Source organism: Streptomyces sp. GESEQ-4, from assembly GCF_017948455.1.
GTDB lineage: Bacteria > Actinomycetota > Actinomycetes > Streptomycetales > Streptomycetaceae > Streptomyces.
On the sequence record NZ_JAFFSU010000005.1, the window covers coordinates 319724 to 334730 of the forward strand.

A 15007-nucleotide genomic window follows, 5' to 3' on the forward strand; every position below is an offset into this window, starting at 1 on the left:
GACACCAAGACGGCTCTCCGGTCTGACGACCGGAGTGGTTTGCGTCACTACCGTCTTACACGTGACTGTGATCGCGACCGAAAGCCTGAGCAAGCGGTTCCCCCGGGTGACCGCGCTTGACCGGCTCTCCGTGGACGTCGGGCCCGGTGTGACCGGACTCGTCGGAGCCAATGGAGCCGGCAAGTCCACACTGATCAAGATCCTGCTGGGTCTGTCTCCCGCCACCGAAGGCCGTGCCGAAGTGCTCGGACTCGACGTCGCCACCAAGGGCGCCGAGATCCGCGAGCGAGTCGGCTACATGCCGGAACACGACTGTCTGCCGCCGGACGTCTCGGCCACCGAGTTCGTCGTCCACATGGCACGCATGTCCGGCCTCCCGCCCGCCGCCGCGCGTGAGCGCACAGCGGACACCCTGCGCCATGTCGGTCTGTACGAGGAGCGCTACCGCCCCATCGGCGGTTACTCGACCGGCATGAAGCAGCGCGTGAAGCTGGCCCAGGCCCTGGTGCACGACCCGCAACTGGTCTTCCTGGACGAGCCGACCAACGGCCTCGACCCGGTCGGCCGCGACGAGATGCTCGGCCTGATCCGCCGGATCTACACCGACTTCGGCATCTCCGTGCTGGTCACCTCGCACCTGCTGGGCGAACTGGAGCGCACCTGCGACCACGTCGTCGTGGTCGACGGCGGCAAGCTCCTGCGCTCCAGCTCCACCACGGACTTCACCCAGACCACGACGACACTCGCCGTCGAGGTCACCGACACCGACGCACACCCGGACGGCACCCGCGCGCTGCGCGAGGCGCTGCACGCGCGCGGGGTGGAGCTCCTCGACTCGGCGAGCGGCCTGCCGGGCGCCGGTCACATCCTGCTGCTGACCGCGCAGGGCGAGGAGACCTACGACCTCGTCCGCGACGTGGTGGCCGACCTCGGCCTCGGTCTGATCCGCATGGAACAGCGCAGGCACCACATCTCCGAGGTCTTCACGGACGAGGGGTCCCGACAAGACAGCGACACCGACACACAGCGGAAGGAGGCCGTCGGCCATGGCAGTTGAGCACCCCGTAGCGGCACCCCCGGGCGACCAGACCCGCATCCACAACATCGGCTACCGCAACTACGACGGCCCCCGCCTCGGCCGCTCCTACGCCACCCGCTCGCTGTACTCGCAGTCCCTGCGCGGCTCCTACGGCCTCGGCCGCTCGGTGAAGTCCAAGGTGCTGCCGATGCTGCTGTTCGTGGTGATGTGCGTACCCGCGGCCATCATGGTCGCCGTCGCGGTCGCCACCAAGGCGAACGACCTGCCCGTCGACTACACCCGCTACGCGATCATCATGCAGGCCGTCATCAGCCTGTACGTCGCCTCGCAGGCACCCCAGTCCGTCTCCCGCGACCTGCGCTTCAAGACCGTACCGCTGTACTTCTCGCGGCCCATCGAGACCGCCGACTACGTACGCGCCAAGTACGCGGCGCTCGCCTCGGCCCTGTTCATCCTCACCGCCGCCCCGCTGATCGTGCTCTATGTGGGCGCGCTGCTGGCGAAACTCGACTTCGCCGACCAGACCAAGGGATTCGGCCAGGGACTCGTCGCCGTGGCTCTGCTCTCACTGCTCTTCGCCGGCATCGGCCTCGTCATCGCCTCGGTCACCCCGCGCCGCGGCTTCGGCATCGCCGCCGTGATCGCCGTCCTGACCATCTCCTACGGCGCCGTCTCCACGCTCCAGGCCATCGCCGACGCACAGGGCACGACCGACGCCATCGCCTGGATCGGCCTGTTCTCGCCGATCACGCTCATCGACGGAGTGCAGTCGGCGTTCCTCGGAGCCTCATCGGCCTTCCCAGGTGCCGTCGGCCCGTCCAACGGCGAGGGCGTGGTCTACGTCCTCGTCACCTTGGGCCTGATCGCCGCCTGCTACGGCCTCCTGATGCGCCGCTACCGAAAGGTCGGACTGTGACCACGCTCTCCATCGACCACGTCTCCCGCTGGTTCGGCAACGTGGTCGCCGTCAACGACATCACCATGACGATCGGCCCCGGCGTCACCGGCCTCCTCGGCCCCAACGGCGCCGGAAAGTCCACCCTCATCAACATGATGGCCGGCTTCCTGGCCCCCTCGACGGGCACCGTCACCCTCGACGGCCAGCCGACCTGGCGCAACGAGCAGATCTACAAGCAGATCGGCATCGTTCCCGAACGCGAGGCGATGTACGACTTCCTCACCGGCCGCGAATTCGTCGTCGCCAACGCCGAATTGCACGGCCTCGGAGCCAAGGCCGCCCAGAGGGCCCTGGCCACCGTCGAAATGGAGTACGCGCAGGACCGCAAGATCTCCACGTACTCCAAGGGCATGCGGCAGCGCGTGAAGATGGCCAGCGCCCTGGTCCACAACCCCTCGCTCCTGCTCCTCGACGAACCCTTCAACGGCATGGACCCGCGTCAGCGCATGCAGCTGATGGACCTGCTGCGGAAAATGGGCGACGAGGGCCGCACGGTCCTGTTCTCGTCCCACATCCTCGAAGAGGTCGAGCAACTCGCCCGCCACATCGAGGTCGTCGTCGCCGGACGGCACGCGGCCAGCGGCGACTTCCGCAAGATCCGCCGCCTGATGACCGACCGCCCGCACCGCTACCTGGTGCGCTCCAGCGACGACCGCGCGCTCGCGGCCGCGCTGATCTCCGACTCGTCGACGTCCGGCATCGAAGTCGACCTGGCGGAGGGCGCGTTGCGCATCCAGGCCGTCGACTTCGGCCGCTTCACCGCGCTGCTGCCCAAGGTCGCCCGCGACCACGGCATCCGGCTGCTGACGGTCTCGCCGTCCGACGAGTCCCTCGAGTCCGTGTTCTCGTATCTGGTCGCGGCGTAGGAGGCCGAAAGATGTACGACCCCACAGTCGCCCGACTCACCTACCGGGCCCTGCTCGGCCGGCGCCGGGCCCTCATCCTGGGCGCCCTGCCCCTACTGCTCATCGTGATCTCCGTGATCGTGCGTGTCCTGGTCGGCACGGACGACCAGACCGCGGCGGACCTGCTGGGCGGCCTCGCGCTCGCCACCATGGTGCCGATCATCGGCGTCATCGCCGGCACCGGAGCGATCGGCCCGGAGATCGACGACGGCTCCGTCGTCTATCTGCTGTCCAAACCGGTGAAACGCCCCACGATCATCTTCACCAAGCTGATCGTCGCGATAGCCGTGACCATGGTGTTCTCGGCGGTGCCGACCCTGATCGCCGGCTTCATCCTCAACGGCAACGGCCAGCAGATCGCCGTCGCCTACACGGTCGCCGCACTGGTCGCCTCCATCGCGTACGCCGCGCTCTTCCTGCTGCTGGGCACGGTGTCCCGGCACGCGGTGGTGTTCGGACTCGTCTACGCCCTGGTCTGGGAGGCCCTGTTCGGCTCCCTGGTCTCCGGCGCGCGCACGCTCAGTGTCCAGCAGTGGGCGCTGGCCGTCGCCCACAAGGTCGCCGGCGGAGACATGGTGACCTCGGACGTCGGACTGACGACGGCCACGGTGCTGCTGGTCGTGGTGACCGTCCTCGCCACCTGGTACGCCGGACAGAAGCTGCGGTCGCTGACGCTGGCGGGCGAGGAGTAGCCGCGCCGCTCATGGAGAGGGACGTATCGACAGGGACGTACCGACAGGAACGTATCGACAGGAACTTTTGACAGGGACTTCACCCTTGTCGGGACACACTGGGCGCAACGGGGACGCACGGTTGGGAGGCACCGGGGATGGCAGGAGAGTCGACGCAGGGCGGCGGACAGCCGGAGTCGGGGGACACCTGGGACGAGTTGGTCCTGGACGACGACTTCATACGCTCCGCCGAGACCTCCGAGCCGTCTGCCCGAGCCCGGATGCTCGCCGCCCGGTGGCGCAAGGAGAAGCCCGAGCCCCAGCCATGGCGGTCCGACGAGCCGCCCGCGGGGTGGTTCTTCAGCAAGTCCCGTCGGCGCAGGCGGCGGCGCCGGTAGCGGTCCCACGGCCGCCCCAAATTCAGTGGCGCCCAACTCGTCGTACAGGCACAGTGGTTATGTCCACGACGCCGGACGGTGAGTTCGGCGCCACGTTCTGGGAGAGGAGCTGCGCGATGTCCATGCACGACAGTACGCACAGCTCCCGACAGGGCAGCCCGCGGCGAGTTCCGGTGTAGTTACCCCACCGTCGAACCCGCTCCGCACGGGGAGCTGCCCGGGGCGGCCGCTTCGAGCACGCGACGTCGCTCTCGCGTGGGCCGCCCTCCCTTTCGCCCCCTGTCGAAGGGGGCACCTTCCGCTGGGGCGCACGGAGTTGGCTGCGCAGCTCGGCGCCACGAGGTGCCGCTGCGCCCACCCGTGCCGCCCCAGCGGCACGACTGCCCGCACCGGCGGCCGGTGTATGACACCGTTGCGGGAACTCACTCAGGGGCGCGGGGAACTGCGCGACCAGCCAAACTCAACCCGCGGCCATCAGACGGCCTCAACCCAGCAGACGCTCCACGACCACCGCGATCCCGTCCTCCTCGTTGGACGCGGTCACCTCATCCGCCACGGCCTTCAGCTCCTCATGCGCGTTGGCCATCGCCACCCCGTACGACGCCCAGCCGAACATCGGCACGTCGTTCGGCATGTCGCCGAAGGCGATCGTCTCCGCGGCCTTCACGCCCAGCCGGCGCGCGGCGAGCGACAGCCCCGTCGCTTTCGACAATCCCAGCGGCAGCAACTCGACGATGCCCTCGCCGGCCATGGCGACGGTGACGAAACCACCGGCGGCCTGCCGTGAGGCTTCCGCGAGCTCGTCGTCCGACAGCTCAGGGTGCTGGATGTAGATCTTGTTCAGCGGCGCCGCCCACAGATCCGACGCGTCCGTGAACGGGGTCGACGGCAGCGCCCCCGTGACCGCGTAGCCCGGACCGACCAGGACATCGCCGTTCAGCCCGTCCCGGCTCGCCGCCAGATACAGCGGCCCGACCTCCGCCTCGATCTTCGCCAGGGCCACCCCGGCCAGCTGCCGGTCCAACGTCACCGACGTGAGCAGACGGTGCTGCCCGGCGTCGTACACCTGCGCGCCCTGGCCGCAGACCGCGAGGCCCTCGTAGCCGAGGTCGTCGAGGATGTGCCGCGTCCACGGGACCGCGCGGCCGGTCACCACGATGTGCGCGGCACCGGCCTCCGTGGCCGCGGCGAGGGCCTCACGGGTGCGTCGGGAGACAGACTCGTCGGACCGCAGGAGCGTTCCGTCGAGGTCGGTCGCGATGAGCCGATACGGGAAGCCGGCGCTCACTTGGCCACCGGCTCCAGGACCTCTCGGCCGCCCAGGTAAGGACGCAGCACCTCGGGCACGTGGACCGAGCCGTCGGCCTGCTGGTGGTTCTCCAAAATCGCCACGATCGTGCGCGGTACGGCGCACAGCGTGCCGTTCAGCGTCGCCAGCGGCTTGACCTGCTTGCCGTCACGGAAACGGATCGACAGGCGCCGGGACTGGAACTCGGTGCAGTCCGAGGTCGACGTCAGCTCGCGGTACTTGCCCTGGGTCGGGATCCACGCCTCGCAGTCGAACTTGCGGGCGGCCGAGGAGCCCAGATCACCGGTCGCGACGTCGATGACGCGGAACGGCAGCTCCAGCGACGTCAGCCACTGCTTCTCCCACTCCAGCAGGCGCTGGTGCTCGGCCTGCGAGTCCTCCGGGGCGACGTACGAGAACATCTCGACCTTGTCGAACTGGTGGACGCGGAAGATGCCCCGCGTGTCCTTGCCGTGCGAACCGGCCTCGCGGCGGAAGCAGGGCGAGAAGCCCGCGTAGCGCAGCGGGAGGCGGTCGGCGTCGATGATCTCGTCCATGTGGTACGCGGCGAGGGGTACCTCGGAGGTGCCGACCAGGTAGAGGTCGTCGTTGGCGAGGTGGTAGACGTCCTGGGCGGCCTGGCCGAGGAAGCCGGTGCCGGCCATCGACTGCGGGCGGACCAGCGCCGGGGTCAGCATCGGCGTGAAACCGGCGGCCGTGGCCTGCGCGATCGCCGCGTTCACCAGCGCCAGTTCCAGGAGCGCGCCCACACCCGTAAGGAAGTAGAAGCGCGAGCCGGAGACCTTCGCGCCGCGCTCGACATCGATCGCGCCGAGCAGCTGGCCGAGCTCCAGGTGGTCCTTGGGCTCGAAGCCCTCGGCGCCGAAGTCGCGGATCGTGCCGTGCGTCTCGAGCTCGACGAAGTCCTCCTCGCCGCCCACGGGGACGTCGGGGTGGACGAGGTTGCCCAGCCGGAGCAGCAGCTCCTGGGTCTCGGTGTCGGCCGCGCCGCGCTCCGCGTCGGCGGCCTTGACGTCCGCGGCGAGCTGGCCCGCCTTCTTCAGCAGCTCGGCCTTCTCGTCCGCGGAGGCCTTGGGGATGAGCTTGCCGAGCGCCCTCTGTTCGGCGCGCAGTTCGTCGAAGCGGACGCCGGACGACCTGCGCCGCTCGTCGGCAGACAGGAGGGAGTCGACGAGCGCGACGTCCTCTCCACGGGCGCGCTGCGACGCACGCACACGGTCGGGGTCCTCACGGAGCAGGCGAAGGTCAATCACGCGGCCAAGGCTACCGGTGCGGACTGACGGCACACGACTCACTATTCCGAGCGGTGTCCGAACCGATCCTTACGTTGCGTTATGAGTGAATTGCCCCCTGTGTCAATAAAAGGCGTCTCACCCCCTGGAACGGGTCACCGGTCAGGCACCCGGTTGACTCGATTTCCTTGTGGGGAACGGGACTTGGAGGACCTGTTGTCCACAGGGCTCCACCGCCCCGAAAAGTTATCCACAGGCTGTGCGAAAGATCTGTGGATGTCGCAAGTGATCATTCCGAATCGTCTCCGCCGACCGAAGGCCGACCGAAGAATTCCCAAGCCAAACCATCCCCAGGCTCACTTTCGGGTGGAAATGGGTCGCCCCAAAGGATTGCCCCAAGGAAACGGGTGGACGAAGGGTGACCGCAGGGGCTGTGGACGAACTTGCCCGCTGTACGGCGATTTGTCGACTGAGTCGCGCTCCGTTGTCGACTTGTCCCCAGGTCGAGATGGCAGCCTGTGGATAACTCCTGTGGATAACGTAAATCAGCAGGTAGGACCGGCCGAAACCAGCCCGCAACCCACACGTCACGTGCCGTCTGCCTGCCCGGAACCAAGGCGCAGCCGCCCGCAACCCGGGCTCAGAACCGCCCGTCCTGGCAGCGCGCCACCCACTCGGACGCCGATACGAACTCGTCGTCCGAGGTCCCCGTCAGCGGAGCCCGTACATCCCCCGGCTGCACATCGGCGCGCGGATACGAGCCGAGGAAGCGCACCTGGAGGCAGATCCGCTTGAGCCCCATCAGGGCCTCGGCGACCCTGCGGTCCGAGATATGGCCCTCGGCGTCGATGCAGAAGCAGTAGTTGCCGATGCCGGCGCCGGTGGGCCGGGACTGGAGCAGCATCAGGTTGATGCCCCGGGTGCCGAACTCGCCCAGCAGATCGCGCAGCCCGCCGGGGTGGTCGTCGCGCTGCCACAGCACGACGGACGTCTTGTCCGCGCCGGTCGGCGCCGCGGGCCGGGCGGGCCGGCCCACCAGCACGAACCGGGTCTGGGCGTTCTCGGCGTCGTGGATCCCGGTCTCCAGGGCCTCGAGTCCGTACCGGGCGGCGGCGAACTCGCCGGCGAAGGCGGCGTCGTACTGGCCCTCCTGGACCAAGCGTGCGGCGTCCGCGTTCGAGGCGGCCGACTCCCAGTGCGCGTCGGGGAGGTTGTTCTTCAGCCAGTTCCGGACCTGCGGCTGGGCCGCCGGATGCGCGGAGACCGTCTTGATGTCCGACAGCTTCGTGCCCGGCCGGACCAGCAGCGCGAAGGTGATGGACAGCAGCACCTCGCGGTAGATCATCAGCGGGGCGCCCGCGACCAGCTCGTCGAGCGTGGTCGTGATGCCGCCCTCGACGGAGTTCTCGATCGGTACGAACGCGGCCTCGGCCTCACCGCCGCGGACCGCGTCGAGCGCGGACTGCACGGACACGTAGGGGATCAGCTCCCGGGTGGCCGTCTCGGGAAGGGTGCGCAGGGCGACTTCGGTGAAGGTGCCTTCAGGGCCGAGATACGCATAGCTGGCTGGCATGACCTCACCCTAATGGGCCCCCGGTGACACGGCCCACGCATCCCACCGGAGCCCCACGGACAAGCCACTTTCACCCCTCCAGCAACCGCTGCCCCACGTACTCCCCCTCCGCGGCCCCACCCGGCACCGCGAACAGCCCGCTCGCCTCGTGCCGGATGAACTTCGACAGCGCGTCCCCCCGGTCCAGCTTCCGCTGCACCGTCACGAAGCCGCGCAGCGGATCGGCCTGCCAGCAGACGAACAGCAGCCCCGCGTCCGGCACGCCGTCCGTGTCGAAACCGTCGTGGTACGAGAAGGGCCGCCGCAGCATCGCGGCCCCACCGTTCTGGTCGGGCCGGGTGATGCGCGCATGGGCGTTGATCGGGACGACGAGATTCCCTTGCGCGTCTGTCTTCTCCAGCTCCATCTCGGTCGTCTCGCCGCCCCCGGACAGCGGCGCCCCGTCGGACTTGCGGCGCCCGATGACGTCCTCCTGGGCCTTGACCGAGAGCTGCTCCCAGTCGTCGAGGAGCATGCGGATCCGTCGTACGACGGCGTAGGAGCCGTTCGCCATCCACTCCGGGTCCTTCGACGGGGACGCCGGCACGAAGATCCGCCGGTCGAAGTCGGACTCGCTCGGCTTGGGGTTGCGGGTGCCGTCGATCTGGCCCATGAGGTTGCGTGCCGTCATGGGGTGGGCGGTGGCGCCCGGCGAGCGGTTGAAGCCGTTCATCTGCCAGCGGATGCGGGCCGCGCTGCCCGCGTCCTTCTGGATGGCGCGCAGCGCGTGGAAGGCGACCAGGGCGTCGTCGGCGCCGATCTGGACCCACAGGTCGCCGTCGCTGCGGTTCTTGTCGAGGTGGTCGGAGGAGAAGTCGGGCAGCGGGTCGAGGGAGACCGGCCGCTGTTTCTCCAGGCCGGTACGGGCGAAGAAGCTGTGCCCGAAGCCGAAGGTGACCGTCAGCGAGGACGGCCCGGCGTCCCGCGCCACATCCGTGTCGTCCTGCTTCGCCGCCTCCCCCGCCATCAGCCGCCGGGCCGTCTCCGACCAGCGCCGCAGCAGCGCGGCGGCTTCCTTGCGCCCCGCGCCCGCCGTCAGGTCGAAGGCGACCAGGTGCCCGCGGGCCTGCAGCCCTTCGGTGATGCCGGGCTGATGTTTCCCGTGAAACATCGCCTGCCCGGCGCCGAGCGAGGTCAGCGGCGTGGCCTCGGAGGGCGCCGCCGCGTACCCCACGGCACCGCCCGCCGCGCCGAGGACGAGCCCGGTGGCACCGGCGGTGCCGAGGAGTTTCCGCCGCGAAACGCCCTCGTGAGCGACGGAAGCCGCGTCAGGGGCGTCAGGCGTACGGGCCTCAGGGATGGACGTGTGGTCAGCCATGATGGTGGTTCAGCCGATCTGCGCGTTCTTGTCGACGGTCACTTGGTCGATGTCGGAGGTCCGTACGGTCACGGCGATCTTCCAGTCGCCGGCCATGGGGATCTGCACTCCGGTCGCCGTCCAGTGGCCGGTGGTGATGTGGTCGGGGGTGACGGGCAGGGGCCCGAGGTCCTTGGCCTCGAGAGTGAAGGCGACCTTCACCTCGGGGATGTCGAAGGCCCGGCCGTTGGGCCGCTGCACGTAGACATGCATCTCGTTGCCTCCCACGCGCGCGGGGTCCAGGTCGATCCGTACGAGGCCCTTGCCGTCCTCGCCGCCCGTGTCGAACGGCATGTCCAGGGTCAGCGCCCCGGACTCCGAGTCCGAGGCGGAAGCGGCGGACGAGGAGGCGGCCTTGGCGTCCTCCTCGGTGCGTCCCGGCTCGGTCTGCGTCAGCACGGTGGTGACGGCGAGCAGGACGACGGCGACGCCTGCCTCCGCGAGCACGGAGCGCCGTAGCCCGAACCGGTTCGGATCGGCGTCCCGTGACCGCTTCTGCCGCGCCGCGTCCATCGCGGCCTGCTGCCGAGCGAGCTGAGCGGCCCGCTCCGAGTCGCCGTCGGGCTGCTTCGAGCCGGTGCCGGCCCGGGCGCCGGCAGGCTCCTTCGCGACGACCTCGGCCGCCGCGGGCACGGTCTCCGCCAGCCGGGCCGTCCACCGCCGCGAGAGGTATGCGACGCCGACGAGCAGCGCCACGAGCCCGATCTTGACGAGCAGCAGCTGGCCGTACGTCGTGTCGATGAACGCCGACCAGGAGCCGAGCTGGCGCCAGGACTGGTAGATCCCGGTGGCGACCAGCGCGACGACGCTGCTGAAGGCGACGGTCGAGAAGCGGCGTACGGCGGTGGAGTCGAGCGGGTTGTCCGCGGGCGCCCGGTACAGCGCGAGGAGCAGCGCGGTGAGTCCGCCGAGCCAGGCGGCGACGGCGAGCAGGTGGAGGATGTCGACCGGCATCGCGATCCCGGCCTGGATGCCGACGGAGGCGTGCTCGGACATCGCCCAGCTCGCCGCGAGCCCGGCGGCCACGACGACCCCGCCGACCGCGAGCCCGAAGGTCAGGTCCCGCTTCTCCTCCTCTTCTTCGCGCTTGTCGTAGGCGCCGAACAGCACCGCGATGAACAGCGCCGCTGCGGCGAGCAGCAGGAGTCGGGAGACGAGGGCCGCGCCGGTCTTGGTCTGGAGGACCTGTCCGAGCAGGTCCAGGTCGAAGATGTCGCCCACTTGCCCGCTGCTGGTGTAGGCGCCGCGCAGGAGCAGCAGCCCGAGGGTGGCCGCGGTGAGCGTGATCCACCCGGAGACGACGAGCCGTTGCAGGGCCGGCACTCCGGCGCCGCGCTGCCAGCAGGCCAGGACGAAGGCGGCGCCGCCGACCAGCACGATGAAACCGGCGTACGACATGTACCGCCCGAACCCGTACAGCCAGCCGACGACCCCGCCGCCCACGGTCTCGTCGGCCACCGAGACGGAGGTGGCGGAGGGGGCGCCGATGGAGAAGGTGTAGGCGCCGGCGATGGGATGGCTGTCCGCGGAGACGACCTGGTAGGAGACGGTGTACGTACCGTCGGGCAGGCCGCTGTGCAGCTTCACGGTGTACGTCGTGCCGCTCACGTTGGACGGGGCGCCGCTGGTGACCTGCTTGCCCTTGGGGTCGAGCACGCGCAGCGAGTCGTCGGACATCGAGACCTGCTCGGTGAAGGTCAGCGACACCTGGGCCGGGGCCTTGTCGACCACCGCCCCCTGCTGGGGGTCGCTGCCGCTCAGCGCGGCATGCGCGGAGGCCTGTCCGGCCCCGGTGAGGAGCAGCCCGGTCGCGGCCAGGAGCAGCAGCACCAGGGTCCGGACGCGGGGGGCGATGGTCTGTGTCACAGGGGGTCCCTCCCTCAGTGCCCGGTCTTGGGGTTGTACGTCGCCGGCTTCACCGGCATCTCAACCGTGATCGGGCCGGACTCGGCGAAGTGCAGTTCCACGGAGACCGTCTCGCCTTGCTTCGGCTTCCGCTTCAGCTTCTCGAACATCAGGTGGTTTCCGCCGCTCTTGAACACGAGTTGACCGTGTGCGGGGATGTCGAGGGAGGCGACCTCCCGCATCGCCGAACCGACGGTCTCGTGGACGGTGACCGTGCCGGCGTCGCTGGTGGCGGAGGTCAGCTCGTCCTTGGTGCCGCCCTTGTTGTCGATGGTGAGGAAGCCCGCCGCCATGGAGTCCGAGACCGGCTGGGGCATGTAGGCGGCGCCGACGGACAGTTCGGGTTCGCCGTCCGCGGAGGCCGAGCCGCCGCAGCCGGCGAGGACCAGCGTGCCCACCAGGGCCGTGGCGGTCAGGGCGATCCGCTTCACGGGTTCTCACCCTTGATGAGCTTGGGGAGGTCGGCGGTGTAGACGTCGACGGTGGCGTCCTCGCCGTAGAGGACGTAACCCCCATCGGTCTTCGGGGAGAAGGCGATGACCTGGGTGCCGTGCGTGGAGACGATCTTGCCCTTCTCCTTGTGCGGCGGCTCGAGGGAGATGCCCAGGGTGCGGGCGCCGGCCTGGATGGTGGCGAAGTCGCCGGTCAGGCCGACCACTTGCGTGTCGATGCCCTTGAGCCACTTGCCGAGCGCCTTCGCGGTGTCACGGTCGGGGTCGGAGGTGACGAACACGACCCGCAGCTCGTCCTGTTCGGCCTTGGGCAGCTGCTTCTTGGCGACGGCGATGTTGTTCATCGTCAGCGGGCAGACGTCGGGGCAGTTGGTGTAGCCGAAGTAGAGCAGGGTCGGGTGGCCCTTGGTCTCTTTGCGGAAGTCGTACGGCTTGCCGCTGGTGTCGGTGAGGACGAGGTCCGGCTTCTCGAACGGCTGGTCGAGGACGGTTGCGGCCTTGTCGGAGCCGGCTTCCTCGGAGACCACGGCGACGGGCGAGTCATCGCCTTCGCTGCTGCCGCAGGCGGAGAGGGTCAGGGTGGCGGCGGCGAGCAGTGCGGCCGCCGCGAACGTCTTCTTGCGCATAGCGAAATATCCCAGATGTGTGAACTCCGGCGCGCGCCGGGGGCGTACAGACGCCTATGAGATGCGCTGTACACGCTCCGGCGCGCACCGCGGGTGGCGGGCTCAGGCGTTGTCGGTGCGCCGGCGGCCGGCGAGCACGCCGTAGGCCACGCCCACCGCGCCGATGACGATGCCGACGATGCCGAGCACGCGGGCGGTGGTGTCGCTGCTGTCGGCGCTCTCGGCGTCGGCGGTGGTGGTCGCGGCGGCTGCCGAGGCGTCGTCGGCGGGCTCCTCGCTCGCCCCCGAGCCGTGGTGGCCCTCCTCGGCGGCGGACAGGGTGAGCACCGGAGCCGGGTTCTCGGGCTCCTCCTGGCCCTCCTGCTGCTCCTCGATCCAGCGGACGACATCGCCGTTGGAGTAGGTCTGGAGCGCCTTGAAGGTGAGGTCGTCGGTGTCCTCGGGCAGGGCGCCGATAGAGACCGGGAACTTCTGGAAGAAGCCGGGCTTGATGCCGTCGCCGGTGGCGGTCCAGGTGACCTTGGTGATCGCCTGGGTGAGCTTCTCGCCGTGCGACTCGACGGGCTTGTCCAGCGTGGACTTGGTGGTCTTGATGCTCCACCCCTCGACCGGTTCCGGCATCACGGAGGCCAGCGGGTGGTCGATCGGGAAGCTGACCTCGAGTTTGGTCGTCGAGGCGTCGTCCTGCTCGTTGGGGACCTTGAAGTCGACGACGGCGTAACCGCCCTTGGCGGCGGTCCCCTCGGGCTGCACGGTGACGTGCGCGAACGCGGGGGAGGACAGGACGACGACGGCCGAGGCAGCGATGGCGCCGGCGGCGGCGAGACGAGAGGCCTTCATGCGGGGCACTCCACTTCGAGTGAGATATCGCGGATTCCGGTGGTGAAGAGGGGTACACGCGCGCGTGGGTGCCTATTGAGGCAAGGCTGATGAGAATGACCGGCACGCGCGTGTGCCGCGCGACGGCGGCCTCTTACGGATCCGTAACTCAGTACGTCGACTCAGTACGTCATGAAGGGGCGGGCGCGCGTCGCGTCAGGCGGCGAGAACGAGCGTGACGACCGGCGGGCCGCGTCTGATCACCGTGTGCTGGAGTGCGGTGGTGCGGGGCCGCGGCGGCGCGAGCGGCACGGTGCGCGTCGGACGCGGACCGGCTTCCGGCGTGGCGGGCAGGCCTGCGCACAGGGCACGAGCCAGCGCGAGCGCCCCGCGCAGGGACCGTACGAGCGCCCCTTCGGCGACCCCGTGCGCCGACAACTCCACGAGCCGCAGCAGCGCCAGGTCCCCCCGGCGCAGCAGCCACCCGGCGGCGAGCGCCGCGAGGAGATGGCCGAGCAGCATCGGCAGGGACGGCAACAGGGCTGACCCCGAGTCCGCGGACACGGTGGCCGACGCATGGTGGGCGTGCGTCCCCGCCGAGACGGGGTCGATCCGCGCCTCGGTGAGGATCCGGTGGGCCTGCGCGGGGCTGATCGCCGCCGCGGCGGACCCGCACAGCAGCCGGGCGGCCTGCGCGACCAGCGAGGCGTCACTTGCGGCGCCCGTCGTCGAGCCGGCCGAGGCTGTCGCGGCATGCTGCCCGAGCCCGAACACCGAGTGCAGGACCACCTGCCCGACCGCGAGCAGTCCCGCGATCCCCGGCAGCGAGCGCGCCCGCCCGGCGAGCGGCGCCGCCACCCCGAAGACCCCCAGGAATCCCGCGCCCAGCGTCCACAGCGGCACCGTGGCGCAGGAGGTGAGGGCGTGCCCGGCAGCGGCCAGCACGACGCAGACCGCGGCGAACACCGCGGCCCGCAGCACCCGGAGGTCCCGTCCGGAGCGCACCCAGCGCTGGTGGGGGGCAGTCATGGCGGGCCAATCATCGCACTGGCCCGACGGGTCCCATACGGCAGGTCCGCAAGATGGCCTAGGACCGGAAGCTCACCTTCTGGTGTGTCTCGCCCATAGATGCCCACCCCACATACACCGATAGACGCCCCCGGCGCATCGGCCGTATGGGCGGCATCACGTCAACGATGCGCTTACGCCCGGGCGCTTGCGGCAATACGTAACGGTATGTCGAGCCGCGGGCCGGGAGGCTGGAGCATGAGCATCTGGTGGTCACTCCATCTGCGGCGCGAGGCTGCGAGCGTTCCCCTCGCCCGGCGGCTGCTGCTCGGCACGATGGAGAGCGCGGGCGTCGACCCCGACATCTCCTACGACCTCTCCGTCGCCCTCACCGAGGCCTGCGCGAACGCCGTGGAGCACGGCGGCGACACCGGGCACGGCGGCTCGTCGGAGGCCTTCCGCGTCACCGCGTACCTCGACGGCGAGAAGTGCCGTATCGAAGTGGCCGACTCAGGACCGGGTTTCACCGGCCGGCAGAGCCCGCGCCCCTCCCACAGCGAAGCCGAGCACGGCCGCGGCCTGTACCTCATCCGGGAACTCGCCGACCACGTCCAGATCGGCAACAAGCCGGGACGTGGCGGCGCGGTGGTCAGCTTCGACAAGATCCTCAAGTGGCGGACTGACGCCCCCCTGGTGGCGGTGTGACGCCTGCGGCG

15 protein-coding genes are annotated in these 15007 nt (G+C 69.9%); 6 read left to right on the top strand and 9 right to left on the bottom strand.

The window, feature by feature from the left end:
- The first annotated feature begins 67 nt into the window (after nt 1-67).
- The 5 genes from KCH48_RS13530 (at nt 68) to KCH48_RS13550 (ending at nt 3971) form a co-directional block, all read left to right on the top strand.
- Complete coding sequence (locus tag KCH48_RS13530) at nt 68-1057, top strand: ABC transporter ATP-binding protein (RefSeq protein WP_210573835.1); 990 nt, start codon at nt 68-70, stop codon at nt 1055-1057.
- Nucleotides 1047-1955, top strand: a complete 909-nt coding sequence (locus KCH48_RS13535; RefSeq protein WP_210573622.1) for an ABC transporter permease — start codon at nt 1047-1049, stop codon at nt 1953-1955. The genes KCH48_RS13530 and KCH48_RS13535 overlap by 11 nt, the downstream gene beginning before the upstream one ends.
- Nucleotides 1952-2863: an ABC transporter ATP-binding protein gene (locus KCH48_RS13540; RefSeq protein WP_210573624.1), complete on the top strand. Its 912-nt coding sequence runs from the start codon at nt 1952-1954 to the stop codon at nt 2861-2863. The genes KCH48_RS13535 and KCH48_RS13540 overlap by 4 nt, the downstream gene beginning before the upstream one ends.
- A gap of 11 nt (nt 2864-2874) precedes the next feature.
- The gene (locus KCH48_RS13545) at nt 2875-3594 is read left to right on the top strand and encodes an ABC transporter permease subunit (protein ID WP_210573626.1); all 720 of its coding nucleotides are present in this window, start codon (nt 2875-2877) and stop codon (nt 3592-3594) included.
- Between the two features lie 137 nt (nt 3595-3731).
- The gene (locus tag KCH48_RS13550; protein ID WP_210573628.1) at nt 3732-3971 is read left to right on the top strand and encodes a hypothetical protein; all 240 of its coding nucleotides are present in this window, start codon (nt 3732-3734) and stop codon (nt 3969-3971) included.
- Nucleotides 3972-4455: 484 nt separating this feature from the next.
- On the opposite strand, the gene KCH48_RS13555 is transcribed toward KCH48_RS13550, so the two are convergent.
- The 9 genes from KCH48_RS13555 to KCH48_RS13595 form a co-directional block, all read right to left on the bottom strand.
- Entirely contained in the window at nt 4456-5259 is an 804-nt protein-coding gene (locus KCH48_RS13555; protein ID WP_210573630.1) for an HAD family hydrolase, read from the bottom strand.
- Nucleotides 5256-6533 carry a serine--tRNA ligase gene (gene serS / locus KCH48_RS13560; RefSeq protein WP_210573632.1) on the bottom strand — a complete coding sequence of 426 codons (1278 nt, stop codon included), beginning with the start codon at nt 6531-6533 and terminating at the stop codon, nt 5256-5258. Before serS ends, KCH48_RS13555 begins: the two co-directional genes overlap by 4 nt.
- Before the next feature lie 619 nt (nt 6534-7152).
- Nucleotides 7153-8085 (bottom strand): prephenate dehydratase, encoded by a 933-nt coding sequence (pheA, locus tag KCH48_RS13565; RefSeq protein WP_210573634.1) that lies wholly within the window; start codon nt 8083-8085, stop codon nt 7153-7155.
- Between the two features lie 70 nt (nt 8086-8155).
- Nucleotides 8156-9442 carry an iron uptake transporter deferrochelatase/peroxidase subunit gene (efeB, locus tag KCH48_RS13570; RefSeq protein ID WP_210573636.1) on the bottom strand — a complete coding sequence of 429 codons (1287 nt, stop codon included), beginning with the start codon at nt 9440-9442 and terminating at the stop codon, nt 8156-8158.
- 9 nt (nt 9443-9451) lie between these two features.
- Nucleotides 9452-11347, bottom strand: a complete 1896-nt coding sequence (locus KCH48_RS13575) for a copper resistance protein CopC (RefSeq protein WP_210573638.1) — start codon at nt 11345-11347, stop codon at nt 9452-9454.
- A gap of 14 nt (nt 11348-11361) precedes the next feature.
- Nucleotides 11362-11817, bottom strand: coding sequence for a copper chaperone PCu(A)C (locus KCH48_RS13580; protein WP_210573647.1), 456 nt, complete (start codon nt 11815-11817; stop codon nt 11362-11364).
- Nucleotides 11814-12464: an SCO family protein gene (locus KCH48_RS13585; protein ID WP_210573649.1), complete on the bottom strand. Its 651-nt coding sequence runs from the start codon at nt 12462-12464 to the stop codon at nt 11814-11816. Before KCH48_RS13585 ends, KCH48_RS13580 begins: the two co-directional genes overlap by 4 nt.
- A gap of 102 nt (nt 12465-12566) precedes the next feature.
- Entirely contained in the window at nt 12567-13304 is a 738-nt protein-coding gene (locus KCH48_RS13590) for a YcnI family protein (RefSeq protein WP_210573651.1), read from the bottom strand.
- Nucleotides 13305-13499: 195 nt separating this feature from the next.
- Nucleotides 13500-14312, bottom strand: coding sequence for a hypothetical protein (locus KCH48_RS13595; protein WP_210573653.1), 813 nt, complete (start codon nt 14310-14312; stop codon nt 13500-13502).
- A 237-nt stretch (nt 14313-14549) separates the two neighbouring features.
- On the opposite strand from KCH48_RS13595, the gene KCH48_RS13600 reads away from it, so the two are divergent.
- A complete protein-coding gene (locus KCH48_RS13600; protein WP_210573655.1) occupies nt 14550-14996 on the top strand; it encodes an ATP-binding protein in 447 nt (148 codons plus the stop codon).
- Nucleotides 14997-15007 lie beyond the last annotated feature (11 nt).

What these genes read in the sequence shown, in the direction of transcription:
- KCH48_RS13535 (WP_210573622.1), top strand. Translation starts at nt 1,047, where the DNA reads ATGGCAGTTGAGCACCCCGTAGCGGCACCCCCGGGCGACCAGACCCGC.
- KCH48_RS13545 (WP_210573626.1), top strand. Translation starts at nt 2,875, where the DNA reads ATGTACGACCCCACAGTCGCCCGACTCACCTACCGGGCCCTGCTCGGC.
- KCH48_RS13550 (WP_210573628.1), top strand. Translation starts at nt 3,732, where the DNA reads ATGGCAGGAGAGTCGACGCAGGGCGGCGGACAGCCGGAGTCGGGGGAC.
- pheA (WP_210573634.1), bottom strand. Translation starts at nt 8,085, where the DNA reads ATGCCAGCCAGCTATGCGTATCTCGGCCCTGAAGGCACCTTCACCGAA.
- efeB (WP_210573636.1), bottom strand. Translation starts at nt 9,442, where the DNA reads ATGGCTGACCACACGTCCATCCCTGAGGCCCGTACGCCTGACGCCCCT.
- KCH48_RS13585 (WP_210573649.1), bottom strand. Translation starts at nt 12,464, where the DNA reads ATGCGCAAGAAGACGTTCGCGGCGGCCGCACTGCTCGCCGCCGCCACC.
- KCH48_RS13590 (WP_210573651.1), bottom strand. Translation starts at nt 13,304, where the DNA reads ATGAAGGCCTCTCGTCTCGCCGCCGCCGGCGCCATCGCTGCCTCGGCC.
- KCH48_RS13595 (WP_210573653.1), bottom strand. Translation starts at nt 14,312, where the DNA reads ATGACTGCCCCCCACCAGCGCTGGGTGCGCTCCGGACGGGACCTCCGG.
- KCH48_RS13600 (WP_210573655.1), top strand. Translation starts at nt 14,550, where the DNA reads ATGAGCATCTGGTGGTCACTCCATCTGCGGCGCGAGGCTGCGAGCGTT.